General features: G+C 67.1%; 27 protein-coding genes. 17 read left to right on the top strand and 10 right to left on the bottom strand.

The genetic code is table 11. The features are described from left to right. Positions 1-89 precede the first annotated feature (89 nt). Positions 90-1,202 (top strand): S41 family peptidase, encoded by a 1,113-nt coding sequence (locus AC3QL3_RS11700; protein ID WP_492893731.1) that lies wholly within the window; start codon positions 90-92, stop codon positions 1,200-1,202. A gap of 99 nt (positions 1,203-1,301) precedes the next feature. On the opposite strand, the gene AC3QL3_RS11695 is transcribed toward AC3QL3_RS11700, so the two are convergent. Both AC3QL3_RS11695 and AC3QL3_RS11690 read right to left on the bottom strand, forming a co-directional pair. Next, on the bottom strand, positions 1,302-1,523 hold the full coding sequence (locus tag AC3QL3_RS11695; protein ID WP_492893729.1) for a hypothetical protein: 222 nt from the start codon (positions 1,521-1,523) through the stop codon (positions 1,302-1,304). Positions 1,524-1,694: 171 nt separating this feature from the next. After that, complete coding sequence (locus tag AC3QL3_RS11690) at positions 1,695-3,149, bottom strand: aminotransferase-like domain-containing protein (RefSeq protein WP_492893727.1); 1,455 nt, start codon at positions 3,147-3,149, stop codon at positions 1,695-1,697. Between the two features lie 85 nt (positions 3,150-3,234). Between AC3QL3_RS11690 and AC3QL3_RS11685 the strand changes: the two genes are divergently transcribed. From AC3QL3_RS11685 to AC3QL3_RS11640, 10 genes are all read left to right on the top strand, one after another. Further along, on the top strand, positions 3,235-4,095 hold the full coding sequence (locus AC3QL3_RS11685; protein ID WP_492893725.1) for a DMT family transporter: 861 nt from the start codon (positions 3,235-3,237) through the stop codon (positions 4,093-4,095). Between the two features lie 145 nt (positions 4,096-4,240). Further along, positions 4,241-4,882 carry a class I SAM-dependent methyltransferase gene (locus tag AC3QL3_RS11680; RefSeq protein WP_492893723.1) on the top strand — a complete coding sequence of 214 codons (642 nt, stop codon included), beginning with the start codon at positions 4,241-4,243 and terminating at the stop codon, positions 4,880-4,882. A 7-nt stretch (positions 4,883-4,889) separates the two neighbouring features. Then, positions 4,890-5,357 (top strand): Rrf2 family transcriptional regulator, encoded by a 468-nt coding sequence (locus AC3QL3_RS11675; protein ID WP_492893721.1) that lies wholly within the window; start codon positions 4,890-4,892, stop codon positions 5,355-5,357. Further along, positions 5,344-6,249 carry an NAD(P)/FAD-dependent oxidoreductase gene (locus AC3QL3_RS11670; RefSeq protein WP_492893719.1) on the top strand — a complete coding sequence of 302 codons (906 nt, stop codon included), beginning with the start codon at positions 5,344-5,346 and terminating at the stop codon, positions 6,247-6,249. The genes AC3QL3_RS11675 and AC3QL3_RS11670 overlap by 14 nt, the downstream gene beginning before the upstream one ends. A 196-nt stretch (positions 6,250-6,445) precedes the next feature. Further along, complete coding sequence (gene rph, locus AC3QL3_RS11665; protein WP_492893717.1) at positions 6,446-9,034, top strand: rifamycin-inactivating phosphotransferase; 2,589 nt, start codon at positions 6,446-6,448, stop codon at positions 9,032-9,034. Positions 9,035-9,265: 231 nt separating this feature from the next. Then, positions 9,266-9,709, top strand: coding sequence for a hypothetical protein (locus tag AC3QL3_RS11660; RefSeq protein ID WP_492893715.1), 444 nt, complete (start codon positions 9,266-9,268; stop codon positions 9,707-9,709). A 95-nt stretch (positions 9,710-9,804) separates the two neighbouring features. After that, positions 9,805-10,260: a DUF6841 family protein gene (locus AC3QL3_RS11655; RefSeq protein WP_492893713.1), complete on the top strand. Its 456-nt coding sequence runs from the start codon at positions 9,805-9,807 to the stop codon at positions 10,258-10,260. Positions 10,261-10,282: 22 nt separating this feature from the next. Further along, a complete protein-coding gene (locus AC3QL3_RS11650; RefSeq protein WP_492893711.1) occupies positions 10,283-10,540 on the top strand; it encodes a hypothetical protein in 258 nt (85 codons plus the stop codon). 87 nt (positions 10,541-10,627) lie between these two features. Beyond that, entirely contained in the window at positions 10,628-11,320 is a 693-nt protein-coding gene (locus tag AC3QL3_RS11645) for a glutathione S-transferase (protein WP_492893709.1), read from the top strand. Between the two features lie 133 nt (positions 11,321-11,453). Continuing rightward, positions 11,454-12,200, top strand: a complete 747-nt coding sequence (locus tag AC3QL3_RS11640) for a histidine phosphatase family protein (RefSeq protein ID WP_492893707.1) — start codon at positions 11,454-11,456, stop codon at positions 12,198-12,200. A gap of 61 nt (positions 12,201-12,261) precedes the next feature. Here AC3QL3_RS11640 and AC3QL3_RS11635 read toward each other — a convergent pair whose 3' ends face one another. The 3 genes from AC3QL3_RS11635 to AC3QL3_RS11625 all read right to left on the bottom strand — a co-directional run bounded on the left by AC3QL3_RS11635 (position 12,262) and on the right by AC3QL3_RS11625 (position 14,487). Then, on the bottom strand, positions 12,262-12,771 hold the full coding sequence (locus AC3QL3_RS11635; RefSeq protein ID WP_492893705.1) for a hypothetical protein: 510 nt from the start codon (positions 12,769-12,771) through the stop codon (positions 12,262-12,264). Positions 12,772-12,874: 103 nt separating this feature from the next. Further along, entirely contained in the window at positions 12,875-13,795 is a 921-nt protein-coding gene (locus tag AC3QL3_RS11630; protein ID WP_492893704.1) for an alpha/beta fold hydrolase, read from the bottom strand. A 5-nt stretch (positions 13,796-13,800) separates the two neighbouring features. Beyond that, positions 13,801-14,487 carry a MerR family transcriptional regulator gene (locus AC3QL3_RS11625; protein ID WP_492893702.1) on the bottom strand — a complete coding sequence of 229 codons (687 nt, stop codon included), beginning with the start codon at positions 14,485-14,487 and terminating at the stop codon, positions 13,801-13,803. A gap of 161 nt (positions 14,488-14,648) precedes the next feature. Between AC3QL3_RS11625 and AC3QL3_RS11620 the strand changes: the two genes are divergently transcribed. After that, positions 14,649-15,563: a VOC family protein gene (locus tag AC3QL3_RS11620; protein WP_492893700.1), complete on the top strand. Its 915-nt coding sequence runs from the start codon at positions 14,649-14,651 to the stop codon at positions 15,561-15,563. 62 nt (positions 15,564-15,625) lie between these two features. Here AC3QL3_RS11620 and AC3QL3_RS11615 read toward each other — a convergent pair whose 3' ends face one another. Together AC3QL3_RS11615 and AC3QL3_RS11610 are read right to left on the bottom strand one after the other, a co-directional pair. Next, positions 15,626-16,948 carry a PQQ-dependent sugar dehydrogenase gene (locus tag AC3QL3_RS11615; RefSeq protein ID WP_492893698.1) on the bottom strand — a complete coding sequence of 441 codons (1,323 nt, stop codon included), beginning with the start codon at positions 16,946-16,948 and terminating at the stop codon, positions 15,626-15,628. Further along, positions 16,941-17,384, bottom strand: coding sequence for a DUF2231 domain-containing protein (locus tag AC3QL3_RS11610; RefSeq protein WP_492893696.1), 444 nt, complete (start codon positions 17,382-17,384; stop codon positions 16,941-16,943). The genes AC3QL3_RS11615 and AC3QL3_RS11610 overlap by 8 nt, the downstream gene beginning before the upstream one ends. Positions 17,385-17,600: 216 nt before the next feature. On the opposite strand from AC3QL3_RS11610, the gene AC3QL3_RS11605 reads away from it, so the two are divergent. After that, complete coding sequence (locus AC3QL3_RS11605; RefSeq protein ID WP_492893694.1) at positions 17,601-18,842, top strand: right-handed parallel beta-helix repeat-containing protein; 1,242 nt, start codon at positions 17,601-17,603, stop codon at positions 18,840-18,842. A gap of 61 nt (positions 18,843-18,903) precedes the next feature. Beyond that, a complete protein-coding gene (locus tag AC3QL3_RS11600; protein ID WP_492893692.1) occupies positions 18,904-19,749 on the top strand; it encodes an amidohydrolase family protein in 846 nt (281 codons plus the stop codon). Here AC3QL3_RS11600 and AC3QL3_RS11595 read toward each other — a convergent pair. The 3 genes from AC3QL3_RS11595 to AC3QL3_RS11585 all read right to left on the bottom strand — a co-directional run bounded on the left by AC3QL3_RS11595 (position 19,746) and on the right by AC3QL3_RS11585 (position 21,817). Then, positions 19,746-21,056 (bottom strand): CSLREA domain-containing protein, encoded by a 1,311-nt coding sequence (locus AC3QL3_RS11595; RefSeq protein WP_492893690.1) that lies wholly within the window; start codon positions 21,054-21,056, stop codon positions 19,746-19,748. The genes AC3QL3_RS11600 and AC3QL3_RS11595 overlap by 4 nt on opposite strands. A gap of 141 nt (positions 21,057-21,197) precedes the next feature. Further along, a complete protein-coding gene (locus AC3QL3_RS11590) occupies positions 21,198-21,566 on the bottom strand; it encodes a DUF1028 domain-containing protein (RefSeq protein ID WP_492893688.1) in 369 nt (122 codons plus the stop codon). Beyond that, positions 21,563-21,817 carry a hypothetical protein gene (locus AC3QL3_RS11585; protein ID WP_492893686.1) on the bottom strand — a complete coding sequence of 85 codons (255 nt, stop codon included), beginning with the start codon at positions 21,815-21,817 and terminating at the stop codon, positions 21,563-21,565. The genes AC3QL3_RS11590 and AC3QL3_RS11585 overlap by 4 nt, the downstream gene beginning before the upstream one ends. Before the next feature lie 332 nt (positions 21,818-22,149). On the opposite strand from AC3QL3_RS11585, the gene AC3QL3_RS11580 reads away from it, so the two are divergent. The 3 genes from AC3QL3_RS11580 (at position 22,150) to AC3QL3_RS11570 (ending at position 25,088) form a co-directional block, all read left to right on the top strand. Continuing rightward, positions 22,150-23,691, top strand: a complete 1,542-nt coding sequence (locus AC3QL3_RS11580) for a serine hydrolase (RefSeq protein WP_492893684.1) — start codon at positions 22,150-22,152, stop codon at positions 23,689-23,691. A gap of 183 nt (positions 23,692-23,874) precedes the next feature. Next, a complete protein-coding gene (locus AC3QL3_RS11575) occupies positions 23,875-24,567 on the top strand; it encodes an alpha/beta fold hydrolase (protein WP_492893682.1) in 693 nt (230 codons plus the stop codon). A gap of 71 nt (positions 24,568-24,638) precedes the next feature. Beyond that, positions 24,639-25,088 carry a helix-turn-helix transcriptional regulator gene (locus AC3QL3_RS11570; RefSeq protein WP_492893680.1) on the top strand — a complete coding sequence of 150 codons (450 nt, stop codon included), beginning with the start codon at positions 24,639-24,641 and terminating at the stop codon, positions 25,086-25,088.

Here is a 25,088-nt window from a genome sequence, read left to right as displayed (position 1 = left end):
GCTCGTGTTCGCGCGCGGCTCCCGATGCGACCATTCGGACGCGACCTGCATCCGTATCGGGAATCTGGATGGTTTGGAGAGGATCGAGCATGCCCGCACACGCCCCGCTGTCCGCTTCGCCGCGCTCCTTGCGCCGGCGCGTCTTGATCGCCGGCTTGTTCGCCATCGGCTTGTCGGCGTCCACGCCGTTCGCGGCGAGCGCGACCAACCCCTACGCCGGCGCGATCGATACGCTGGCCGACACCTTGGCGACGCGCTTCGTCGATCCGGCCACCGGCCGACGTTACGCCGACACGCTGCGCGCGAATCTCGTCGCGGGTAAGTACGAACACGTCGGCGACGCGAAGGCGATGGCGCAACGCCTGACGCAGGATCTGCAAGCGGTCGCCGCCGACGGCCATCTGCGCGTGAGCGCCGATCCCGGCCCCGACGCCGGTGGCGCGCGCCGCATCGAAGGCGCGAAGCCGGAGCGACCGCGCGATGGCGCGGCGCCTAAACGCTCGCCCGCGGGAGCGCCGCCGCAGGCGGCGGCAGCGATCGATCCGCCGAGCGTCGCCGAGACGCGCTGGATCGCCGACGGCGTGGCCTATGTTCGCTTCAACCAATTCGCCGGCGAGCCGGCCTCGGTGGCGGCGTTGCAGGCCTTCGTGCGCGACTACGCCGGCGCCAAGGCGATCGTGATCGACACGCGCACCTTATTGCGTGGCGGCGGCTTGGCCGAAATGGATACGCTGTTCCCGCACCTGTTCGAGCGCGAAACCGTGCTGGTCGAAATGGCGACGGCGAGAGGGAACGGGCAGGAAGGACGGCCGCCGACGGTCGGCAACACGCTGCGCGAGGTAGCGGGGCCGGCCGGGCTGCTGGTGCTTCAGCACGTGGCGATTCCCGCCGGGCCGGATCATCGCCTGGCCCAGGCCAAGGTGTTCTATCTGACCTCCAAGCGCACGCGCTCGGCCGGCGAGCACTTCGCGCTGGCGCTGCAGCGCACGCATCGCGGCACCATCGTCGGCGAGCGCACGGCGGGCGCCAATCATTTCGGCGGCGTCGAGCCGATCGGCGCCGGGCTGGCCGCGTTCATTCCGGTTGGGCGCACTTACGATCCGGATACGGGCAAGGATTGGGAAGGCGGCGGCATCGTTCCCGACGTCGCCGTGCCGGCGGACCAGGCTTTGGACAAGGCGCTGGCGCTGGCGAAAGGCTGAGCCGCGCACGACACGGCGGCTACCGTGCGCACATTCCGCATGCCGTTGCCGATCTCGCCGTCGATGCAGGGAATGACCAGCTTCGGCGAACGCTGACGTTCAGCCGAGGTCGCCGGAGCAGGGCAAGGTTTTACGTGGAGCAGCGACAACCCGAATGCCGCTGCCGGCAGCGTTGGATTGTTCGGTCGCAAGAGACTCGACCAACGATGGGACTACGTCTTCGCCAGCGCTCCCGATCCAGACACGAAAATACGCATCGAAATCGTCGCCGCGCAGCTCGTGTTCGATCGGCCGGTGGACGGGGTCTGGTTGAGCGATCACGCGGGACTTCTGGTCGACATCGAGCTTTCGCGGGTTTAGCCCGCGCCTTCGGTGCAGAAGGCGAGGCGGCGCTTCTGATCGGCGATGCAGTCTGGAGTGCCTTGCCTCAGGCTCGCACCCATTCGTTGTTCGCCGAGAGATTCGCGTTACGCAAGCGCGGCCCGCAGCGCGCTATCGCCGCCGTCGCGCTGCGCTTGCGTCGCCCTTCATCGCTTCCCTGAGCACGGCGTACACATGCTTGTCGCCGAGCTGCGCCACGTTGAAGCGCAGAAACGAAGCGGCCGATTGCGCAACGCTGAACACATTCCCCGGCGCGAGCACGACGTTCTGTTCCATGCAGCGCCGCGCCAGCACGGCGGAGTCTTGGCCGTCGGGCAGGCGGCACCAGAGATAGAAACCGCCGCGCGGTTGCAGCCACGGCACGATCCCGAGCGGCGCCAGCCGGCTGGTCGCTTCCTTGCGTGCGCGCGTCAGCCGTTGGCGCACGTCGTCCATGTGCTTGCGGTAGCTGCCGCCGGCGAGCACGCCGGCGATCAAGGCCGTCGCGACCGAGCTGGGGCCGCCGAAGCTGGTGGCGACTTGCAGATCGACCAGTCCTTCGATCCAGTCCGCGCACGCGGCGATGTAGCCGCAGCGTACCGAGGCGGACAACGTCTTGGAGAAGCTGCCGATGCGGATGACGTGATCGAGGCCGTCGAGAATCGCTAGGCGCGGCGAGGCGGACGGTTCGAAGTCGGCGAAGATGTCGTCCTCGACGATGGTCATTCCGCGCGCCGCCGCCGCGCTCAGCACGCGATGAGCGGTCTGCGGCGAAATGGTGCCGCCGGTCGGATTGTGCAGCGCCGAGTTGGTCAGATAGAGGCGCGGGTTCTCTTCGAGCGCGCGCTCGAACGCGGCGATATCCGGCCCGGTCGGCGTGAACGGCACACCGACGATCTTGACCTGATGCGCGCGCAACAGCGCGCGAAAATTGAAGTAGCAAGGATCGTCGACCAACACGGTGTCGCCGGGCCGCAGCAAGAGGCGCGCGATCAGATCGATCGCCTGCGTTCCCGAGGCGGTCAAAAGGATCTGTTCCGGCGTCGCCATCAGGCCCTCGTCGGCGAAGCGCCCGAGCAGCAGACGGCGCAGCGCGAGCGAACCGCGCGTGCTGGCGTAGTCGGTCAGCACGGCGTCGTCGGCGCGGCTCAGCGTGCGCAGTCCGCGACGCAGTGCGGCGTTCGGCATCCAGTCGGCCGGCAGCCAGCCGCAGCCGGGCTTGAGTGCGGTCGTATCGGCATCGAGCGATTGGCGCGAAACCCAGAACGGATCGACGTCGCGTTCGCGCGACGGGCCCTTCTCGGCCAGGGCCATCGGCGGCAGGTTGGCGCCGGTCACGTAGAAGCCGGCGCCGCGCCGCGCGCGGATGACGCCTTCCGCTTCCAGGCGGCCGTAGGCCTCGACCACGGTGGAAGGCGAGACGCGCATGAGCTCGGCGAAGCGGCGCACCGAGGGCAAGCGCTCGCCCGCAGCGAGCGCGCGATTGGCGATCTTGGCGCGGACCGCGTTCATCAGCGTTTCGGTGCGAGTGGCTTCTGCGTCGGCCACGATCGATTCCCGTCTTAGTGTATGACTTAGTTTACCCATACAGTTCGTCGAAACTGTACTCGACTGTGGCTACCCGCACGCGGCCCGCACCGCTACTTCTAGACGCTCGAACTAGCGAGGGCGTATGGAACGAACGACAGCGGGTTGGGGCAGCGGTTTGGCCGGTGTGGTGATCTTCAGCGGGTCGCTGCCGGCTACGCGTGTTGCGGTGGCGGACTTCTCGCCGCTGTTTTTGACCTCGGCGCGTGCGGTGATCGCTGCGGTATTGGGCGCGGTGTTCCTGCTCGCGCTGCGTCAGGCGCGGCCGCAGCGCGGCGACGTTCTTTCGCTGATCTGGGTGGCGCTCGGCGTGGTGGTCGGTTTCCCGTTGCTGACGGCACTGGCGCTGCAACACATTTCCACCGCGCATTCGATCGTCTTCGTCGGGCTGCTGCCGCTGGCGACGGCGATCTTCGGCGTATTGCGCGGAGGCGAGCGACCCAAGCCGGTGTTTTGGGCGTTCTCCATCGCCGGCGCCGCGGCAGTCGCCGGTTTCGCCTTGTACGGGAGCCGCAGCGGAACCTTGATCGGTGATTTTTTGATGGTCGCGGCCATCGTGGTGTGCGGGCTCGGTTACGCGGAAGGCGCCACGCTGTCGCGCCGCCTCGGCGGCTGGCAAGTCATCTCGTGGGCCTTGCTGCTGGCCCTGCCGATGATGGCGGCGATCGCGCTGTTCACCTTGCCGCAGGCATGGAGCGGCATCGGTAGCCGCGCCTGGATCGGACTCGCCTACGTGTCGATCTTCAGCATGCTGGTCGGTTTCGTGTTCTGGTATCGCGGCCTCGCCTTGGGCGGCATCGCGGGCGTCGGCCAGTTGCAGCTGTTGCAGCCGTTCTTCGGCTTCCTGTTGGCGGCAATCTTCCTCGGCGAGCCGATCGCCTGGAGCATGATCGCGTCGACCGCGATCGTGGTGCTATGCGTGGCAGGGGCGAAGCGCTACGCCTGAGTGTTTCGTCGGCGTCTGGGTCTAGTGTCGATGCGGACTTGAAGTTGTGCGCCAGGCCTTCATGTAATATCGTAAGTTACATGAAACGAGATCGCGGCTTTGGATGGTCGATCTCGCTCGCTCACAACCCCTGCATTCGAGTCCGATGAACACGCCGACTTTCGATCACGACTACTGGGACCGGCTCTGGTCGACGACCTTGCGCGAGCACGCCGACAAGGTCGCGCTGCGTGCGCCGAGTGCGTATCTGACTGGAGAATTCGCAGCGCTTGCGCCGGGCCGCGCGCTCGACGCCGGTTGCGGCCACGGTGCCGAGACGCTCTGGCTGGCCGCGCGCGGCTGGCAGGTCGACGCGGTGGATTTCGCGCCGGCCGCCTTGGCGCACGCACGATCGCTGGCCGAGCGTGCGGGGCCGGCGATCGCGGATCGAATCGACTGGATCGAAGGCGATCTCGCGTACTGGACGCCGGCAACGCAGCACTACGATCTCGTCGTTTGTTTGTACGTTCACGTCGCCGGCTCCGTCGAAGCGTTCGTGCAGCGGATGGCGGCCGCGGTCGCGCCCGGCGGCAGCTTGTTGCTGGTCGGCCATCGGCCGATTGATCCGGCGAGCGGCGCGGCCACTGCCGCGGCGAACCAGGTGCAGGTGTCGGTGCCAGCGGCGCAGGCCGCGCTCGATGGCGATGCGTGGGAGTTTCTCGTCGCGGAAGAGCGGCCGCGCGCGATCGTCGGAACCGGCGTGGATGCCATCGTCCGCGTGCGCCGTCGCGTGCGCGAATCGGGTTGAGGCGAGCATGAAGAAAGACAGCCGCCTTTCCTCCGTCCTGCACGTGCTGCTGCACATGGCGCACAGCGAGGTGCCGCTCACCTCCGAAGCGCTCGCACGCATGCTCGGCACGCATCCGGTGGTGGTGCGCCGTGTGCTGTCGAGTCTGCGCGAGTGCGGCTATCTCGCGTCGAGCAAAGGCCACGGCGGCGGCTGGGTCATCGCTTGCGATCTGCACAAAGTGACCTTGCTCGACGTCTACCGCGCGGTCGGCGAACCCACCGTGTTCGCGATGGGGCATCGCGCGGAGAACCCGCCGTGCCTGGTCGAGCGCGCCGTCAACGAGGCGCTCGACGGCGCCTTCCGCGAGGCCGAGGCGCTGTTGGTCGCGCGGCTCGGCGAGGTCACCTTGGCCGATCTCGCCGCCCACTTCGACCACGGCATGAAAGAGCACCGCAGCCGAACACGCAGGAGCGATCCGCATGCAAAACGATGAGTCTCGCCACCGCTTCGACGCGATCGTCGTCGGCGGCAGTTATGCTGGCCTGTCGGCGGCGATGCAGCTCGCGCGGGCGCGCCAGCGCGTGCTGGTGATCGACGCCGGCATGCGGCGCAACCGCTTCGCGCCGGCCGCGAACGGTCTGATCGGGCAGGACGGCCGAGCGCCCGCGGCGATCGTCGACGACGCGCGCACGCAGGTGCTGGCCTATCCGAACGTGCAGTGGCTGCACGGCAGCGCCATGCGTGCGTCGGGCCGCAGCGAGGATTTCGCCGTCGAACTCGACGACGGCCGCCGCTTTCACGCACGTCGCCTGGTGCTGGCGACCGGCATCGCCGACGAACTGCCGCCGATCGACGGCTTGCAGGAACGCTGGGGTCGCAGCGTGTTCCATTGTCCCTATTGCCACGGTTACGAACTCGATCGCGGCCGTATCGGCGTGATCGCGGTCGGTGAGCTGTCGCAGCATCAGGCGCTGATGCTGCCCGATTGGGGCACGACGACCTTTCTGGTCAATACGGCGTTCGAACCGAGCGACGAACAGCGTGCGGCCTTGCAGCGTCGCGGCGTTGCGTTCGAGTCCGCGCGCATTGCGCGTGTCGCCGACGTCGCCACGGTCGAGTTCGAGGATGGCCGCCGCCGCGAGTTCGACGGCTTGTTCGTCGCCGCGCGTACGCGCGTCACCAGCCCGTTGGCGCAACAGCTCGGTTGCGAGTTCGAATCAGGACCGCTCGGTGAGTTCATTCGTACCGACGCGCTCAAAGCGACCACGGTCGCCGGCGTATTCGCCTGCGGCGACGCCGCGCGCGGCGCGCACAGCCTCGCGTTTGCGATCGGCGACGGCACTCAGGCGGGTGCGTCCGCGCATCGGTCGCTGATGTTCGACTGAGCGATTGTCGAGCGGGCGCTGCGCCTGCGCTCGTGCGGATGCACGCGGTGCCGCTGCGGCAAAAAAAACGGGAAAGGCGAATTCGCGCTTTCCCGTATCAAGATCCTACCAGACCTGGGGCTTGCGGCAAGCCCCGGCTCTTGCTGCCCAATCGCCGGCCTCAGCAGCAGGGCCTGCGCATGTGGGAGCCGAGCCGATGAACCGCTACGTATTGGATTTGCACGAGATCGACCGTAACCAGCTCGCGCTGGTCGGTGGCAAGGGCGCGCATCTGGGAGAACTGTCGCGGATCGAAGGTCTGCGCGTACCCGCCGGCTTCTGCGTGACCACGGCCGCGTTCCGGCGGATCGTGACGGACGCCGCATCGATCGACGAGCGAATCGAACGCTTGTCGCATTTGCAGCCGGACGATCGCGCGGCGATTCGCGCCCTCAGCGCGGAGATCCGTGCGACGATCGAAGACATCGCGATACCAGAAGACGTCGCGACCGAGATCATCGATGCGCTCGCTCGGCTCGGCGAGCAAGCCGCTTATGCCGTGCGCTCCAGCGCGACGGCAGAGGATCTGCCGACCGCTTCGTTCGCCGGCCAGCAGGACAGCTATCTCAACGTTTCCGGGGCGGCTGAAATTCTCAGGCACGTCAGCCGCTGCTGGGCGTCGCTGTTTACCGAACGCGCCGTGAGCTATCGCCTGCGCAACGGCTTCGATCAACGCCTTGTGCGCATGGCGGTGGTGGTGCAGCGGATGGTGTTGCCGCAAGCCTCCGGCGTTCTGTTCACGGCCGATCCGGTCAGCGGCAATCGCAAGCTCGCTTCGGTCGAGGCGTGCTTCGGTCTCGGCGAAGCCTTGGTTGCCGGTTTGGTGAATGCCGACGTCTACACCGTGCGCGACGACGCGATCGTGAGCCGGACGATCGTCAGCAAACTGCTGGCGCTCCACGGTTCGCCGACGGGCGGGACGCACGAGCACGCCGTCGAAGCGGAGCGGCAGACACAGCCGGCGTTGAGCGATGCGCAAGTGCTGCGGATCGTGCAGCAAGGGCGGCGGATCGAAGCGCATTTCGGCTGCCCGCAGGACATCGAGTGGTGCCTGCTCGACGACGACATCCACATCGTGCAAAGCCGGCCGATCACGACCTTGTTTCCGATCCCGGCTGCCGACGACGGCGAGAACCACGTCTACCTCTCGGTCGGCCATCAGCAGATGATGACCGACCCGATGCGTCCGCTCGGAATCTCGGTACGGCAGCTGACGAATGCCGGCATGCGCGAGGCCGGCGGCCGCTTGTTCGTGGACGTCAGCCGCGCGCTGGCAGCGCCGGCGAGCCGCGCCGGCTTGCTCGAGCTGATGAGGAAGTCCGATCCGCTCAGCAAGGACGCGCTCGAAACCTTGATCGAGCGCGACTTCATCCGCTCGCTGCCGCAGCCGGCGACGAGTGCGGCCCCGGCTACCAGCGCGCCGGCCGCGATCGAGACCGATCCGGCCATCGTCGAGGCGCTGATCGCGAAGAGCCAAATTTCGATCGCTGCTTTGAAGCGCGAGATCCGCAGCAAGTCGGGGCCGGCGCTGTTCGATTTCCTCCTGGCCGATGCGCAGGAGATGAACCGGCTCCTATTCGAGCCGCTGAACTACCAGGCGATCATGGCCAGCATGGAGGCCACCTGGTGGCTCAACGAGCACTTGCTGGACTGGCTGGGCGAGAAGAACGCGGCCGATGTGCTGACGCGCTCCGCGCACGGCAACGTGACGTCTGAAATGGGCTTGGCCCTGCTCGACGTCGCCGACGCGATCCGTCCGCATGCGGACGTAGTGGCCTTCCTGCAGCAAGCCGAAGGCGAACACTTCCTCACCGCGTTGGACGGGATCGCAGGCGGACGCGCAGCGCGCGCGGCCATTCAGCGTTGGCTCGACACCTACGGCATGCGCTGCGTCGGCGAGATCGACATCACCTATCCGCGCTGGAGCGAGAGCCCGTCGATGCTGCTGCCGATCCTGCTCGGCCATATCCGCAACGCCGAGCCGGGCGCCGCCGCGCGCCGTTTCGGGCAGGGTCGGCTCGAAGCGAGCGAAAAGGAGCGTGAGGTGCTGCGACGCCTACGTGCCTTGCCCGACGGCGAGGACAAGGCCGTGCAGACGCAGCGCATGATCGAGCGCGTGCGCACCTTCATCGGCTATCGCGAGTATCCGAAGTACGGCCTGGTCTGTCGCTACTTCGTCTACAAGCGAGCCTTGCTGCAAGAAGCCGAACGCCTGGTGCGAGCCGGTGTGCTGAGGGAGAGGGACGACATCTTCTACCTCACGTTCCAGGAGCTGCACGAGGTCGCACGCGCGCAGCAAGCGGACGAAGCGCTGATCGGCCGGCGCAAAGAGGCGTTCCAGTCGTACCGCGCGCTGACGCCACCGCGCGTGCTGACTTCGGAAGGCGAGTGCCTCAGCGGCGCGTACCGGCGCGAGAACGTGCCGGCCGGCGCGCTGCTCGGGCTGGCCGTGTCCGGCGGAACGGTGGAGGGGCGGGCGCGTGTCGTCCTCGATCTGGAGCAGGCCGATCTCGCGGCGGACGACATCCTGGTCACCGCCTACACCGATCCGAGCTGGACGCCGCTGTTCGTCGGGATCAAGGGCCTGGTCACCGAAGTCGGCGGTCTGATGACTCATGGCTCGGTGATCGCACGCGAGTACGGCTTGCCGGCGGTGGTCGCGGTCGAGCGCGCGACGCAGCGGATTCGCGACGGGCAGCGCATCCGTGTGAACGGAGCGGATGGATACGTCGAAATCCTGCCCTAGCTTGGGCGGTTCGGAGCTTGCGTCATCGCGTCGGCGGGGGTCGGAGTGCGCGCCGCGCCTGTCCGGCGCTCGCGCCGGACAGGCGGCAGTCATCCGCTCGCGCACGAGATCGCCTAAAGTCGAGCCTTCCCACACTCCGATCTTGAACTACGTGCTTGCGAAGGCGTCCAATGGACCCAAGCTTGGCGACAAGCATCGCCGCCGAGCGAACGCAGGACCGAGGAGTCAACCGTGAAAGCCTTTATCGTCGCGAACCTGAGCACCCTTGCCCTAGCCGGCGCGGCTTTTCTTTACGCAGGCGCCGCCGCGGCGCAGGTGCCGGCGACCGCCTCGACTTCGGCAGATCAGGCCGCGACGACGGCTCCCTTGAAGCTGCAGCTGCCCGAACAGGACTCGCAGCCGTTTCCGCAGGCCGGCGGCGCCGACAGCCCCGGCGAGTATTTCGGCGACGGCAAGGACAATGGAGTCGAGATCCACGGCAGCGTCACCACCGGCATCGGTTACTCCAAGGGTTACGGCACCAGCAAGATGAATGCGGTCGAGCTTCACATCAGCAAGCCGTACGGCGATGGCAACACGTTCGACATGCACATCCATGCGGAGAAGACCGAAGGGCCGGGTTTCTCCCCCTACAACTATCCCTACGGCGCCTACTACGGGCCGCGCTACCGCTAGGCGCGATACCGAAGAAAAACGGGGGCGGAGTCGCCCCCGTTTTCGTTCAGGCTGACGGCGTTACGGTCGGTTCTCCATTCAGCGAGGACGCGCCGATGACCCCCGCCACCGTCCGCACCAAGGTTCAAGCTTTCTTCAAACGCTACGCCGCGACCTATGCGCGCGCCCTGGCGGACAAGCCGGGCGTGGATGTCGCCGTATCGGATGCCTACGCCGACTATTTCGTCGAATCGAGCCCGACCGGCGTGCACGGCGGCAAGAACGGAATGGTGTTCCGCTTCATGGCTAAGCGCGGCTTCGCGCGCTACCGCAAGATCGGCGTGCAGTCGATGGAGGTCGCGCAGCTCGACGTGACGCCGCTGAAAGACGGTCGGCACGCGATGGCGCAGGTCAGATGGGATTCGCGCACGCGGCGCCGGACCGACGGTCGGCTCGTCCGCATCGTGTTCGAGCATACGTACCTGCTCACGCTGGCGGGCGGCAAGCCGCGAATCTTCGCCTACATCGCGACCGACGAGGCGGCTATCCTGAAACGTCACGGCCTGATCTGAACGCCGAGGCGGCACGCTTGCGATGAGGTTCGACGAGCTGTTCTATCGCGAGATGGTCGATTCCATCCGGCGCGCCGGCTGCGCGGAAGGCATGCACGTCGTTTCGGAAGTCGTCATCGCCGAAGCGAACGTCGCCTTGTGCACGTTCCACGGACGGCGCTTCAACGCCAAGTTCGACCTCGCCTACGGTTCCAGCATCGAACCGGTCGATCGGATGACGCGCGAAGAAGTGGCGCGGATCGAAGCGATCGTGGTCCACCACGCCGAGCTGCGCAGCTAGCCGAATCGGGTTGAATCGGCTCACGGCATTGCGTGAACAACACCATCGTCGAGGTAGGATGCTCGCGTCTCTCACGATTCGGCCGCCATGACCTCCATCGTCGTCCACCATCTGAACAACTCGCGCTCGCAGCGCGTGCTCTGGTTGCTGGAAGAACTCGGCCTGCCTTACGAAATCGTGCGCTACCAGCGCGACGCGCGCACGATGCTGGCGCCGCCGGAGCTGCGCAAGGTGCATGCGCTGGGCAAGTCGCCGGTGGTCGAGTGGGACGGGATCGTGCTGGCCGAATCGGGGGCGATTCTGGAGACGCTGACCGAACGCTTCGCGCCGGGGCGGTTGGCGCCGCCAGCGAACACGCCCGAAGCGCTGCAATATCGATATTGGCTGCACTACGCCGAAGGCTCGGCGATGCCGCCGTTGTTGCTCAAGCTGGTGTTCGATCGCATCGGCTCCGCGCCGATGCCGTTTTTCGCGCGGCCGATCGTCAACTCGGTTGTGCGCAAGGCCTTGGACGGCTTCGTGCTGCCGCAGATCGAGCAGCATCTCAACTATCTCGAAGGCGCCTTGCAGCGGAGCGCCTGGTTCGCGGGCGCCGAGTTCAGCGCGGCGGACATCCAGATGAGCTTCCCGATCGAAGCAGCGCAGGCGCGCGCCGGGCTCGATGCCCGCCGGCCGCGTCTGATGGCGTGGCTCCAAGCCATCCACGCGCGTCCGGCGTATCAGCGCGCGTTGGAGCGTGGCGGCCCGTTCGAATTGCTCGGCCGCGCGTCGTCAACGTAAGTGCCGAATCGTGGTGTGGAGAACTTCTTATCCGTGCCCGCGGCGGGAGAGGGCAGCCGCGGTGGTCGGCCTGTTTGACTCGCTTGCGACGAGATGCGAGAAGAACGCCTGCGCTTCCCGCCGGGACTTTCCGATGATTCGACCGCTAGCCTCATTGTTTGCGCTGCTCGCGATGCTCGCGGCGGCTCCCGCCGTCGCCTCGGCGGCAACGCCGTCGCCCGCCGCGCCGGCGGCGCGCGAGATCCTGCTCGTGCGCCACGGCAACTACACGCCCGATGCCGCGATCGACGAGAAGATCGGCCCGCCGCTGTCGCCGATCGGCGTCGCCCAGGCGCGGCTCGTCGCTGCGCGCCTGCGCAGCGAGCTGGCGCGGCCGGATGCGCTGCGCGTCAGTCCGATGCAACGCGCGCGCGACACGGCCGCGGCGATCGGCGCGGAATATCCCGGCCGTGCTTTCGAGGTGATCGACGATCTCGCCGAGTGCACGCCGCCCACGCGCCGCGCCGAGATCATGGCGAAGGAGAAGCCCGAAGATGCAGCCGCATGCAAGGCGCGACTGGATCGCGTGTTCGCGACCTATTTCCGCCCCGCCGAGGGCGCGGCACGCAGCGAAGTGCTGGTCTGCCATGGCAACGTGATCCGCTATCTGGTCACGCGTGCGCTCGGCGTGGATACGGCGGCGTGGTTGGAAATGTCGGTCAGCCACGCGAGCATCACGCGCATCCGCATCGAGGCGGACGGACGTTTCAAGGTGATCGCGGTCGGCGACATCGGCCACATCCCGCCGAACTTGCGCACCGGTGCCAGCGGCGAGGGCGAGCGCAGCCTTGCAGTTCCTGCGCTCGAGCTTGCGCCGAAGTCCAGCGGTGCGGGGAATTGACGGAACGCCGGCACGTTTTCGCGCGATCGTCGACCGCGGCTCGTGCGAACGAGCCGCCTCGTCAGAGTTGCCGGTCCTCGACCTTGAAGCGTCCGTTCGTGACCGCGATCGAACCGCCTTTGTCGTCCTTCAGCCGGAACGCGAACGTGCCCTCGTAGACCTTGCCGTTCGCGCGCACGATCTCGAAGCGGTTCTCCGCGCTGTCTTTGTCGAGTAGGTATTCCGCCTCGGGCGAGCCGCCCATCGGCTTGCTGCCCTTTTCGAAGCGAACACTGCAAGTGCTGCGTTCGAACGCTTTGTGGTCGAGCGCGAGCGGCTTGCCGTCCTCGAAACCGTCGCAGACGATCGACAGACGATCGACGCGTGTCTTCGGCGGCGGCCACGCGGCGGCGCCCTTGGTCGAAGCGCTGAGCGAGAAGTTGCCCGCGATGGGAACCAAGGTGATTTCCTGGTCGCCGGATTCGAACGCGATCTCGCCGACCTGGGCGGTCAGCGATTGGACTTCGCTCGCGTTCGCCGAAGCGAAGGCGGCGAGTGCGAGCAGGGCGAGATGAGATAGCGAACGTGTCATGGCGGCTCCGGCGGTGCGTTGGGGCCTCGCTGGAAATGCGATGGCTTCGGGGAGAAGTACGCAGTCCGGTACCGGAAAGGGGCAGAAGGCGACTAGGCCTTTTCTAGACGGAAGACCGAGCCTCGCCGTGCGCTTCGCCACGCCGAACGACACGTGCGATGCAATCCGCGATCCGCGACCACAAACCAGCCGGAACGTCGTGCGCCATCCCCTCGATCAGCACGAACTCGGCATCCGCAATCGCCGCGGCGGTCGCTACGCCTCCGCTCGGTTCGCAGACCGTGTCGCTGCTGCCGTGGATCACCAGGGTTGGAATCGCGAGGCCGCGCAAACGTTCGGTGCGGTCGCCGGAGGCGACGGTGGCGGCGGCTTGGCGTAGGAGTGAGGGCAGGTCGTGATCGCGATCCCAGGCGAGACCAGCGGTTTTCGTGATCGCCTCGGGCGCGGTTGGGTAGGCTGGAGAGCGATAAATCGGCGCGCGGTGCAAGGCCAGCTCGATCGCTGCTTCGCGCGTCGTCGCCGGCGCAGAGCCGAACAAAGCGTCGCGCGTTTCGGGCTGCATCTGCCCGACGGCGGGGTTGCCGGTGGTGGACATCATCGAGGTCAGCGAGCGCACGCGATCGGGATGTTCGATAGCCAGCACTTGTGCGATCGCGCCGCCCATCGAGGCGCCGACCACGTGCGCCGCGTCGATGCCGAGCGCGTCAAGCAATCCCACGGCATCGGCAGCCATGTCCGACAGCGTGTAGGAAACCGATGACAAGTCGCCGGCCAGCGCAGCGGCGAGGTCGGGCTTGGGCGCGTCGTGCAGGTGGGTGGAGCGGCCGCAGTCGCGATTGTCGAAGCGGATCGGCTGCAAACCGTGCGCCAGCAAGGCGTCGATGAAGCCGTCGGCCCAATGCACCAGCTGTCCGCCGAGCCCCATGATCAGGAGGACGGCGGGATCGGCAGGATCGCCGTGGCGCTCGTAAGCGATCTCGATTTGCGCCGTCCCCACCGCGCGCGCAAAGCGTTCATTCGGCATGCCGATCACTCCTGCGCGAGCGCGGCCAGTGCGCGGTCGAGATAGCGCGTGAGTTCGGGATCCCAGCCGGCGAGATTGCGCGGAGGATCCACCGCGCGCAGACGCGCCAGCGCCTCGACCACGCGCGCGTCGCCGTCGGCGAACGCCTCGATCGACGCGCGCGCTTGCGCGGCCAATACCCGCACGCGTTTGCTCGACGGCGCGTCGCCGGCTTCCATGCAAGCGCGCAACGCTTGCCCCAGAGTGCGCCAGCGAGCTTCGGCACCGTTACCCGCTCCGTGGCGGCGGCGCGCGCGTCCGTGCCGCTCCACGCGCGACATCGCCTCCAAGGTCGCGAGCAGGGCGTCGGTGTTCGTTTCGCTGGCGGCGTTGGTGATGCTGCGCAGCCGATCGCGCAGCGTCGTCACGCGCTCCACTTCCGCTTCCAGATGCGCCAAATGCGCACGCAGCAGGTCGGGCAGGGCGGAGCCGTCGTCGATGATCTTGCGGATTTCCACCAGCGACAGCCCCAACCCGCGCAGCGCGCGAATCCGATACAGGCGCTCGACGCCGGCCTCGTCGTAGAGCCGGTGGTCGCCGCTGCTGCGGCCGGCGCTGGTCAAGAGTCCAGCTTGCTCGTAGTGGTGCAGGGCACGCACCGTGACCCCCGTAATGCCGGCCAACTCGCCCACGCGCCATCGACGCTCGCGCATGTTTCTCTCCTCCGATCGTGCTGTGGCGCGCACGATAAAACCTTACGCTGGGGGAGGTTCAAGTGTCCGATTGGCGTGTACCTGAACCGATCGGCAGAACCCGCTGTCGATTTCGCTCATGCTCGCTCGTCGTATCCGTATCCAAGCCAAGGAGACGCCCCATGCCGCTCGCCCAGCCGATCACGCCCCACCTCTGGTTCGACACCCAAGCCGAGGAGGCCGTCGAGTTCTACTGTTCGGCGTTCCCCGATTCGCGCATCGACGCGAAAACACGCCTGCGCGACACGCCGTCGGGGGATTGCGACGTGCTGCAATTTCAACTGTGCGGCCAGCCGTTCATGGCGATCAACGCGGGGCCGCATTTCCGCTTCAACCCGTCGATCTCGTTCTTCGTCAATTTCGATCCGTCGCGCGATGCGCAGGCGCGCGAGCATCTCGATGCGCTGTGGGCCGCGCTGATCGACGGCGGCGAAGCATTGATGCCGCTCGGCGAATATCCCTTCAGCAAGCACTACGGTTGGGTGCAGGACCGCTACGGTCTGTCTTGGCAGCTGATCCTGTCCAAGCCTGAGGGTGAGCCGCGGCCGATGATCGTGCCCTCGCTGATGTTCACCGGCGAGGTCTGCGGCAAGGCGAAGGAGGCCGGCGCGTTCTATCGCAGCGTGTTCGACGGTTCGCGCGAAGGCTCGTTCGTGCCGTATCCGGCCGGGATGGAGCGCGATCGCGAAGGCACGACGATGTTCTCCGACTTCCGTCTCGGCGAGACCTGGTTCGCCGCGATGGACAGCGCCTATCCGCACGGTTTCCAGTTCAACGAGGCGATCTCGTTTCTCGTCCCGTGCCGCGACCAGGCCGAGATCGATCGTCACTGGGCGCAGCTGTCGAGCGTGCCGGCGTCGGAACAGTGCGGCTGGTGCAAAGACCGCTTCGGCCTGTCCTGGCAGATCTCGCCGATCGCGATGCACAAGATCTTGGCGTCGGGCGATCAGGGGACGGTCGACCGCGTCACGCAAGCGTTTCTGTCGATGCACAAGGTCGACCTGGCCAAGCTCGAAGCGGTGGCCGCCGCAAAATAGCGGTCAAGCGGCGGCGGCGCGCGATGCGCCGCCGCAGCGGTGCAAAGACGGCGAGTCTCGGCTCAGCCTTGACCGGCGTCCGCCGTCACTCGCCACACGGCATTGCCGACGTCGTCGGCGATCAGCAGCGCGCCTTCCTGATCCTGCGTCAGGCCCACCGGCGCGCCGAACAACTGCTTTTCGTCGTCGGAATGAAAGCCGGTGACGATGGGTTCGGGTACGCCGACCGGTTTGCCTTGCTGGAACGCGACGTAGACGACGGCGTAGCCGCTCAGCGGCGAGCGGTCCCAACTGCCGTGCTCGGCGACGAAGGCGCCGCCTTGGTACTTGGGCGGCAACGCGTTCTTCTGCGAAAACCACAAGCCGAGCGCGGCGACATGCGAGCCGAGTGCGTAGTCGGGCTTGATCGCGTTGGCGACCAGGTCGGGGCGCGGCGGCTGCACGCGTACGTCGACGTTCTGGCCGTAGTAGCTGTAAGGCCAGCCGTAGAAGCCGCCGTCCTTGATCGAGGTGAGATAGTCCGGCACGAGGTCGGCGCCGATCTCGTCGCGCTCGTTCGCGATCGCCCACAGCGTGCCGGTGGTCGGTTCCCATTGCAGTCCGGTCGGGTTGCGCACGCCGGCGGCGTAGATGCGGCTGCCGCGCGTGGCCACGTCCACTTCGAGTACGGCGGCGCGGCGGTATTCGACGTCGAGGCCGTTCTCGCCGACATTGCTGTTGGAGCCGACGCCGACGTAGAGCTTGCGTCCGTCCACGCTCGCCAGCAGCGCCTTGGTCCAATGGTGGTTGATCGTATCGGGCAGGTCGGCGAATTCGGCGGCGGGCGCTGCGATGCGCGTGTCGCCTGGCTGATAGGGGAAGGTCACGATCGCGTCGGTGTTGGCGACGTACAGCGTGTTCTCGATCAGCTGCACGCCGAACGGAGAATGCAGATGCTCGACGAAGACGTGTTTGTCCCACTCGCCGCCGCCGTCCTTGCGCCGCAGCAGGGTGATGCGATTGCCGCCTTTGCCGCCCTTGCCCGACTGGTTCTTCACCTTGCCGGCAATCCATTGTTTCGGCGTCGTCACCGGTTCGCTGCCGGGACCGTTCGCTTCCACCACCAGCACGTCGCCGTTGGGCAGGGTATAGAGCTGGCGCGGATGCAGCAGGTCGCCGGCGATCTTCTCGATCTTCAATCCCGCCGCGACTTTCGGAGTCTGGCCCGGTGCCCAGCCGACGCCGTCGGGCACTTGCATCGGCGGCACCAGGAAATTCTGCGGCGCCGGCAGCGGCGGCGCGCTGCCCGACTGTTGCGCGGGCTCGAGGGCGGCCTTTTCGGCGCAGCCGGCCAACGCGAGGGCGAGGGCGAGCAGCGGCACGCTGCGGCGAAGAGCGTCATTCATGGCCGTATCTCCCGGCGGATGCGTGCTGCACGGCGACTGCCAGCCGCGCGATCGACAGCAGCGCGACGGTGCAGACCGACAGCCAGACCGCGGTCGGGATGATCGCGTAGGCGTCGCGGCTGTGCACGAAGGCGTTGAAGATCGCCGCGACGATCGCGAACAGGTTGAGCCAGAAGTCGAACTTGTCGGTGCCCGTCGCGAACCGCCGCGAGGTGATCCACACCTGCGCGAGATTGATCAGGCGGGGCAGCACCGCGAACAAGAGGCCGAACACGATCAGCCAAGCCGCCGCCTTGTTCCACAGCATCACCGCGCTGCGCGCGTAGATCACATCGAAGATCAGCGCGGCGACGAAGCAGCCGAACGGGATCGGGTTGAGCAGGCCGTACAGACCTGCGGCGACGACGTTACGTCGGGGTTGCGGACGGAAACTCATGAGCTGCTACCTCGCTGGCAGAGCGGAACGAGCAAGAATCCGCACCGGCTGCCGGCACGGGACGCGTACACAATACTGCAAGAGGACGAAAGTAAAAAAATCGCAGACGCCGTCGGACGAGGACGTGAAAACGCGACGCCGATCTCCGATTGCGGCCGGCGCATTGCTAGCATCGCCGGCCCGCGCCGGATTCACGACGCATTTCGTAATTCACCCATGAACGCCATCCCGTCGTATGCGCAGGCACGCTGCGCCGTTGCGCGAATCTTCGCGCTGCTCTTGGTCGCGTTGGCGCTCGCCCCCTGCGCGCGCGTGAGCGCGGCTGCGCAGGGCTGCTCGTCGGCCACGTTCTACGTCGACCAGCTGCGCGGCGGCGACCGCGGCCTCTACGTCAACGGCCGTCAGTTCGCCTACGCGCCGGGCGATCGCTTCGTGCTGCGTGCCGCAGCCAGTCCGTATTCGTATCTCGCCTTCCAGTACGTCGTCGGCACAGCCGAATGCCCGATCACCATCGTCAACGAAGGCGGTGTCGCGCGAATGACCAAGGGCGTCGACATCCTCGACAGCAGTTACGTGCACGTCACCGGCAGCGGCAGCGGCGACGCCTACGGCATCGAGATCAGCGACCCAGGCAACGGCGGCGTCGCCGTGCACGTGCACGGCCGCTCCGACCACGTCGAGGCCGAGCGCCTCGACATCCACGACAAGACCTACGGCTTCTGGGTCAAGCACGAGGCCGACTGCGACCCGGCCTACCAGTATCCGAACTGGGTGATCGACTCGATCTCCATTCACAACAACCGCATCGACACGATGGGGCAGGAGGGCATGTACCTCGGCTCGACCGACCCCAACGGCACGCGCCCAGTTACTTGCAACGGGGTGACGATCACGCCGCGTCCGCTGCGGCTCGGCAACATTCGCGTGTCCGACAACATCGTCAATCGCACCAATCGTTCCGGCATCCAACTCTCGGGCGCACAGTTCGGTCGCAACGAGATCGATCGCAACCACGTCACCAATTCCGGTTACGAACTCAACGACCAGCAGGGTAACGGCATCGTGCTCGGCGGCTACTCGCACGCTGACATTCATCACAACACGATCGACAACACCTACACGCTCGGCATTTTCAGTCTCGGCAGCGGCTACACCCAGATTCACGACAACACCATCAGCCGCAGCGGCATGCTGTCCGATCCGCCGGTACCGTCCAGCGACGGCATCCTGATCGACACGCGTTCGACCGATCCGCTCGAACGCACTCTGGTCGACATCCGCAACAACCGCATCTCGCAGGTGACCGGCTCGGGCGTGCGCTTCTACAAGACCTTCGACAGTTACGACCGGCCGAACGTGGTGTGCGGCAACGACCTCGACGTCAACGTCGCCGCCGGCATCGCCTGGATCGACGTCTGCGACATCCTGTTTCGCGACGGCTACGACTATCTGCGCTAGACGCTCGCGGCGTGCGCACGAGCGGCTATGCTGGCGCCTTTCCGATCGTGGGGCGAATCGCATGAAACGAGGCATTCTGGCGCTGGGACTGGTTCTGCTGGCGCCGTTCGCGCAGGCGCAGGAAACCGTGTTCGACACCCATGTGCATCTGCGCGAAGGCGAGACCTCGCTGCGCGCGTACGAAGCCGACGTCGCCGCCGGCGGCCGGGTGAAACTCGCCGGTTTCGCCGGCATGTGGTTCGGCGGTCCGCAGCAAGCGTTGCAGGGCGATCCGGCGGCGATACGCAAGAACAACGACGCGCACCTCGCGCTCGCGGCCAAGCACGCCGAGATGCTGCCGGTCGCCACCGTGCATCCCTACGACGGCCAGGCTGCGCTCGATGAGATCGTTCGCGTCGCCGCGCGCGGCGTGAAGGTGCTCAAGCTGCATCCGCACACGCAGAAGTTCGACGCCGCCGACCCGCGCGTGCTGGCCCTGGTGCGCAAGGCCGGCGAACTCGGCCTGATCGTCCTGTTCGACAACGCCAACATCCTGCCCGGCGACAGCGAGCGGCTGTTCAATCTCGCCGTGCAGGCGCCGAAGACGAGGTTCATCTTCGCCCACATCGGCGGCATGAACTTCCGTTTCTGGAACATGCTCGCCTTGGCGCGCACGGCGAAGGACTTCTTCTTCGACAACGTCTATTTCGACATCTCGGCGACCGTGGTGCTGGTCGCCGATTCACCGATCGAAGACGAGTTCATCTGGACCTTGCGCAACGTCGGTATCGATCACGTCCTGCTCGGTTCCGACTATCCGCAACTGTCGTTGGCGAAGACGGTCGACGCACTCGACCGCATCGGCCTCACCGATGAGGAGAAGGCGAAGATTCGCGTCGACAACGCGCGCAAGCTGTTCGCGCGCTAACCGTCGAAGCCGTCGGCGAAGATCGCATCGATCTCGCCGATGGTGCCGTACACGTCGCGCGTGTCGCTCGCGCTGCCGACCGTGTAGCCGTTGCCGGACGAGTCGTCGGCGTTGCCGCCCTCGAAGCTGAGCCCGTGCGCGAGTGCGACGGCCTCGTCGGCCACGAACACCGCGCCGCCCTTGCCCTGGCCGTTGACGCCGGCATTGCTGGAGTTGATGCCGCTGTAGCCGCGACCGGCGATGCAATTGACGAAGCTCACGTTCTCCAGCCGCAAGCTGCCCGAGAGCGCGAACACGCCGCCGCCGAGACCGGCACCGCCGCCGCCGCCGCCGGCGATGTTCGACAAGTCGGTCGTGTCGGAACCGGCGCCGCCGAATTGGCCGCCGGCGCCGCCGCTGCCTTCGGCCGTGGCGGAACCTTGGCCGCCGCTGCCACCGCCGCCACCGCCGAAGCCCCCATCACCGCCGCCTCCGGGCACACCGGCGATCAGGCCGTAGCCACCGCCACCACCACCGCCCCCGAAACCGCCATTGCCGCCGGGCAGCCGCTGTTGGTACGCACCGCCGCCGCCACCACCGGCGCCTTCGCCGCCGTTGCCGGCCGGATTGTTCGCGTCGGCGACGCTGCCGCCGATACCGTCCAGCGGCGCGCCGTCGGCGCCGGCAGTGCCGCCGCCTTCGACTGGATCGGCCGCATCCAAGCTGAGGCCGCCGCCGCCACCGCCGCCGGTGTTGAACGCGTCGCCGCGGCTGCCGCCTTCGCCGCCGAGCGCGGTGCCGTTGCGCACGCTCAAGTTCCGCAGCGACACGCTGCCGCTGTAGAGAAATACGTTGGCGCCGAGGCCGGCGCCGCCGCCGCCGCAGCCGGTGCGCTGCTCGCAAGCGCCGCCATGGCCGCCCTTGGCGGCGCCGTCGGCGAGATCGATCGAGCGGACTTCCAGATCGCCGCCGCGCACGAGCAGCAAGCGGTGGCGCGCCTTGCCGTCGGCGCCGCTGATGGTGAGCCCGCCCGCGGCGGGGCCGACTAGAAGGATGGCGGAGGTGATCGTCGGTAGTGTTCCGTGCAAGGTGATCGTGCCGCTCAGTGCGGATAGATCGAGCGTGTCGGCGCCGTCGCCGCTCTGGCCGAGATCGGTGGCGGTGTCCGCATTGGCCGCGTCGATCGCTTCGCGCAAGCTGACCAGACCGTCGCCTGGCGTAGCGTCGTCGGCCAGGCTGTTGACGGTCAGCGTGGCGGCGGTGGCGAAATCGGAAGCGAGCGCGAGCGTAATCGCGGCGGCGAGCGCGCGAAGGCATGAACGGTTCATCGGTCCCCCTGAGGACGTGCGTTTTAAAGAAGTACAAACCTGCGCATCGAGCGCGAGCGCAAGCTTAGCGGCAATCCGTCAATTTCGTGTCGTCGCGGACGCGAACGAGCGGCGAACGCCGCTCACTCGCCGTCCACGGGATCAAGGCACGATGAACGTGCGCGTGCTGCGCTTGGCGATACCGCTGCGCAGCCAGTCGCGGAACAGGACGTTGAGCTGCGCCGTGCCGCTGTCGCGTTCGATGTCGACGCCGCGCACCGACAGTTCCACCCAGGGTCTTCCGTCCGGATCGGTCTTGCGATAGAGGCCGATGAAAGCCGTCGAACTCGCGGCCTTGCCGCAGCGCCGATCGCCGCCGGCCTTGGCGCCGGCGTTCATCGCCTGCATCAGTGCGCGCGCCATCGCCAGATCGTTCGGCCAGTCGGCACGCGCGAGCGCGGCAAAGGTGCGCGCGACCACCTCATCGGAAACCATGATGTTGGCTTGCACGCTGAGGCGATCCTTGCTCATGACCCCTTTCGCGCCGGGCACGTCGGCGCCGGTGTAGGTGCGCGGCCGCGCATCGTCGCCGCTCGAGAGCGGACGTATTGCTGGCGTTCGGGCGAGTAACCGGAGGCTGGATCGGAGATGCGCGCGAGGATGGTGTCGAGCGGCACGCCTTCGTCGAGCATCTTCAGCGCGGCCGCACGCGCATCGCCGTTGCTTGAGGCCTGCACGATCACCACGCCCTTGCCCGGCAGCACGGCTTGTATGCCGTACACGCCCTCCGAGCACGAGGCCGCGGTGACGGCGATGGTGCCAGAGTGCGCGGATTGATCGCGGCGATCGACCAAGTCGCCTGTGCCGGTGCGCTGAAGCCGGCACCGGCGAGCAAGGTCAGCGCGAAGCGTTGCAGAGCGGAAAAGCGGAGTCTGGACATGCATTCCTCCGTAGCAAGGATCGGGCGATGTGACGTATCGGAAGCAGACATCGAGGCTAGGATGCGAGAGCGATGCATTCGGTTGATACGAGGCGACTTGCTGCGGGCGCGATTCGCAGCGGCGTGGCGCAACCGGAAGCGAGCCTCGCGTATCTAAGGCGCGACCGGGCCGTCGTGCCCCCTTCGCCGGACCTGATCGTGCCGAAATTCGCCGCGTGCTCCTGCGCGCTTTTGCTGTCGCTGTGCTGCCTGCGCACCACGGCTGCAACACCTTCGCCGACGGAGGCGCCGAACGTCGCTCCCGAGCTGATCGCACCGTTTCAACAAGCGCTCGAAAGCGCGCTGCGCGTACCGGGCGCGGCACCGGCGATGGCCGCCGCTATCGTGCAAGGCGATGCGCCGCCGTGGCTGTGGGTGCAGGGGCAAGCGCGTGCCGATCGCGCGACGCCGGTGGATGCGGACACACGCTTCTACATCGCCTCGCAGACCAAGTCGTTCATCGGCTTGCTTGCCGCGACGCTTGATGTGCGCGGCGAGTTTCCGCTGACCACGAGCTTGGCCGACGTCTGGCCCGACTTGCGCTTGCCGGCACCGGCGGATCCGCAGCGTATTCGCATGGCTGATCTGCTATCGCACCAGGAAGGCCTGTCCACCGACACACTGAACTTCCTCACCGCCTACGTGCGCGACGTATCGGCCGCGCAGTATCCGCGACTCTTGGCGAGTGAAGTCGGTACGCGCGCGGCTGGTTTTCGTTACGCCAACATCGGCGACCTGATCTACGGCGCCGCGCTCGAAGCGCGCACCGGCCGCAACTGGCGCAGCGAACTCGAACGCTCGGTGCTGCGCCCGCTGCAATTGGATCAGGTGTCGGCGCGCAGCTCGGACGTGCCGGCCGCACAACTGAGCTGGAGTCATCAATGGGACGGCGCGCGCTGGCGCGTACTCGCACCCAAGCCCGATTCCTTGATGCACGCCGCCGGCGGACTGGTCGCCTCGCCGCGCGCGATGGCGCGCTGGATGCAGGCGAACCTTGGTATCGGCGAGGCGCGTGGCGCATTGCCGGCCAGCGTATTCGAGCGCTCGCAACAGCCGATCGCGCAATCCAAACTCGCCGACGGCGAGATCGATTGCAGCGGCTACAGCCTCGGCTGGTACCGCTGCCGCTATCGCGGCCAGGAGGCGCTGATGCATCCCGGCTCGTATGCCGGTGCGGTGTCGGTGACGGTCTTGCTGCCGTCGGCGCGAGCGGGGCTCAGCCTGATGGCCAATAGCGACAGCGCGATGGAAAGCCTGCAGTTGGAATGGATGAAGGCCTTCATCGGCATCGCGTCCGGCCAGCCGGACGAACTCGAACGTCTGCGCAAGACGATGCAAGCGTATCCGGCGAATGTCGCTGCCAAGGCGGCGAAGCGGCGCGTTGCCATCGAGAACGCGCGTGCCGATGCGCAGTGGGGCGGCTGGAGCTGGCGACCCGATGCGGCCGCGCTGCGGGCCTGCAGCGGCCGCTATGAAAACGCGTTGTACGGAACGATGCGAGTGGAGCGCAGCGGGCAGGGTCTGATCGCGCGCGTCGGTGCATTGGAGCTGCAGCTCGAACCGGCGCAGACCGGACTGTTCGCTGCCACAAGTCCAACTCTCGATCCGCCCGAGCCGTTGCGTTGCGAACCCGATGAGCGCCGCATCGTTTGGCGCAAGCAGGAGTTTCGCGGCTGAGAGGCAGTCATCCAAACGCGCCGCTTTCCGTTTGTTGCGGCTAGCGACTCGCTCGCCAGCGCGAAAGCGCGAAATGGACCGCCGTTTTTCATGCTCTCGTTGTACTTTCGTACAACGGCGCCGCCGTGCGAACGGGACTAGGCTTTCCGCAGTGCCCATCCGGGCCGATCGGAGGAAACGGCCATGTCCCGCATCGCACGCGGCCTCGCCGCACTGTTCGCGCTCGCAGGCGTCGCGCTCGCGCAAGCGGCCTGCGTCGACAACGTCGTGCTGGTGCACGGCAACAGCGGCAGCCCGTCGGACTTCGTCAATACGCGCGCCGAGTTGCTCGCGCGCGGCTACGACGGTGCGCAGATCTTCGCGCCGTCCTGGGGCACGGCCTGCGCGGCCTGCAACGATCACTACGGCAGCGAGGAGACGCCGGTCGAAGACGCGATGATCGACGCGATCGCGTCTTCGTGCACGGGTCGTATCGACGTGATCGGCCACTCGATGGGCGCCACCCTGGCCGCGCGCGTGATCGACCGCGTCGGTCTGGCCGATCACGTCGACGCCTTCGTCGGCATCGCCGGCGCGTTCCGCGGTCTGCGCAGCTGCGGCAGCTATCCGTTCAACGTATGGACCAGCACCTGCGGCGTCTGGGGTCTGTCGATCGGCAGTCCGTTTCTCGACGGCATTGCCGGCGAACGCTTCGGCACGCGCATGTACTCGCTCAAGTCCTACCTCGACGAAATCGTCTGCGCCACCGGCGTGTGTACCCTCGGCGGCGTGCATTCCTCCTCGATCGAGGGCGAGGACGGGACCACCACCTACACCTACGGCCATTACGGTTTGCTCTGGTACACGGCGGCGCGGCAGGTGGACCTGATCCAATAGCGGCGCGGATGTTCGTTCGGTACGTCGCCGCCGGCTTGAGCCTCCGGCGGCAACATGCCACGATCTTGCCGATGGCTCCCCGATCTCCCGCGCCGCAGCGTCTGCGCGATCTCGTGCGAATGCGCCGTGCACGCGATCGCATCGACCGCGAATACGCACAGCCGCTCGATGTCGAGGCGATCGCGAGCAGCGTGCACATGTCGGCCGGGCACTTCAGCCGCGAATTTCGCGCCGCCTACGGCGAGTCGCCGTACTCGTATCTGATGACCCGCCGCATCGAGCGCGCGATGGCGTTGTTGCGCGACAGTCCGCTCAGCGTCACCGAGATCTGCTTCGCGGTCGGCTGCTCGTCGCTGGGCACCTTCAGCACGCGCTTCACCGAACTGGTCGGACAGTCGCCGAGCGTCTATCGGCAACAGGCGCTGCACGCGCCGGCGGAGTTGCCGCCGTGCGTGGCCAAGCAAGTGACGCGGCCGATCCGCCAGCGCGAAACACCGGCCGACGAGCCGCAGCCGGCGTGA

The sequence above is a fragment of the Dokdonella sp. GW821-FHT11D02 genome (genome assembly GCF_058808595.1).
This window is presented reverse-complemented; position numbering and strand designations above follow the sequence as displayed.

Bases quoted from the DNA above. Each gene is read 5' to 3' on its own strand.
- AC3QL3_RS11685 (WP_492893725.1), top strand. From the start codon at position 3,235: ATGGAACGAACGACAGCGGGTTGGGGCAGCGGTTTGGCCGGTGTGGTG.
- AC3QL3_RS11700 (WP_492893731.1), top strand. From the start codon at position 90: ATGCCCGCACACGCCCCGCTGTCCGCTTCGCCGCGCTCCTTGCGCCGG.
- AC3QL3_RS11600 (WP_492893692.1), top strand. From the start codon at position 18,904: ATGAAACGAGGCATTCTGGCGCTGGGACTGGTTCTGCTGGCGCCGTTC.
- rph (WP_492893717.1), top strand. From the start codon at position 6,446: ATGAACCGCTACGTATTGGATTTGCACGAGATCGACCGTAACCAGCTC.
- AC3QL3_RS11610 (WP_492893696.1), bottom strand. From the start codon at position 17,384: ATGAGTTTCCGTCCGCAACCCCGACGTAACGTCGTCGCCGCAGGTCTG.
- AC3QL3_RS11575 (WP_492893682.1), top strand. From the start codon at position 23,875: ATGTCCCGCATCGCACGCGGCCTCGCCGCACTGTTCGCGCTCGCAGGC.
- AC3QL3_RS11650 (WP_492893711.1), top strand. From the start codon at position 10,283: ATGAGGTTCGACGAGCTGTTCTATCGCGAGATGGTCGATTCCATCCGG.
- AC3QL3_RS11675 (WP_492893721.1), top strand. From the start codon at position 4,890: ATGAAGAAAGACAGCCGCCTTTCCTCCGTCCTGCACGTGCTGCTGCAC.
- AC3QL3_RS11645 (WP_492893709.1), top strand. From the start codon at position 10,628: ATGACCTCCATCGTCGTCCACCATCTGAACAACTCGCGCTCGCAGCGC.
- AC3QL3_RS11605 (WP_492893694.1), top strand. From the start codon at position 17,601: ATGAACGCCATCCCGTCGTATGCGCAGGCACGCTGCGCCGTTGCGCGA.
- AC3QL3_RS11680 (WP_492893723.1), top strand. From the start codon at position 4,241: ATGAACACGCCGACTTTCGATCACGACTACTGGGACCGGCTCTGGTCG.
- AC3QL3_RS11635 (WP_492893705.1), bottom strand. From the start codon at position 12,771: ATGACACGTTCGCTATCTCATCTCGCCCTGCTCGCACTCGCCGCCTTC.
- AC3QL3_RS11590 (WP_492893688.1), bottom strand. From the start codon at position 21,566: ATGAGCAAGGATCGCCTCAGCGTGCAAGCCAACATCATGGTTTCCGAT.
- AC3QL3_RS11625 (WP_492893702.1), bottom strand. From the start codon at position 14,487: ATGCGCGAGCGTCGATGGCGCGTGGGCGAGTTGGCCGGCATTACGGGG.
- AC3QL3_RS11620 (WP_492893700.1), top strand. From the start codon at position 14,649: ATGCCGCTCGCCCAGCCGATCACGCCCCACCTCTGGTTCGACACCCAA.
- AC3QL3_RS11595 (WP_492893690.1), bottom strand. From the start codon at position 21,056: ATGAACCGTTCATGCCTTCGCGCGCTCGCCGCCGCGATTACGCTCGCG.
- AC3QL3_RS11640 (WP_492893707.1), top strand. From the start codon at position 11,454: ATGATTCGACCGCTAGCCTCATTGTTTGCGCTGCTCGCGATGCTCGCG.
- AC3QL3_RS11570 (WP_492893680.1), top strand. From the start codon at position 24,639: ATGGCTCCCCGATCTCCCGCGCCGCAGCGTCTGCGCGATCTCGTGCGA.
- AC3QL3_RS11655 (WP_492893713.1), top strand. From the start codon at position 9,805: ATGACCCCCGCCACCGTCCGCACCAAGGTTCAAGCTTTCTTCAAACGC.
- AC3QL3_RS11630 (WP_492893704.1), bottom strand. From the start codon at position 13,795: ATGCCGAATGAACGCTTTGCGCGCGCGGTGGGGACGGCGCAAATCGAG.
- AC3QL3_RS11615 (WP_492893698.1), bottom strand. From the start codon at position 16,948: ATGAATGACGCTCTTCGCCGCAGCGTGCCGCTGCTCGCCCTCGCCCTC.
- AC3QL3_RS11670 (WP_492893719.1), top strand. From the start codon at position 5,344: ATGCAAAACGATGAGTCTCGCCACCGCTTCGACGCGATCGTCGTCGGC.
- AC3QL3_RS11690 (WP_492893727.1), bottom strand. From the start codon at position 3,149: ATGGGTAAACTAAGTCATACACTAAGACGGGAATCGATCGTGGCCGAC.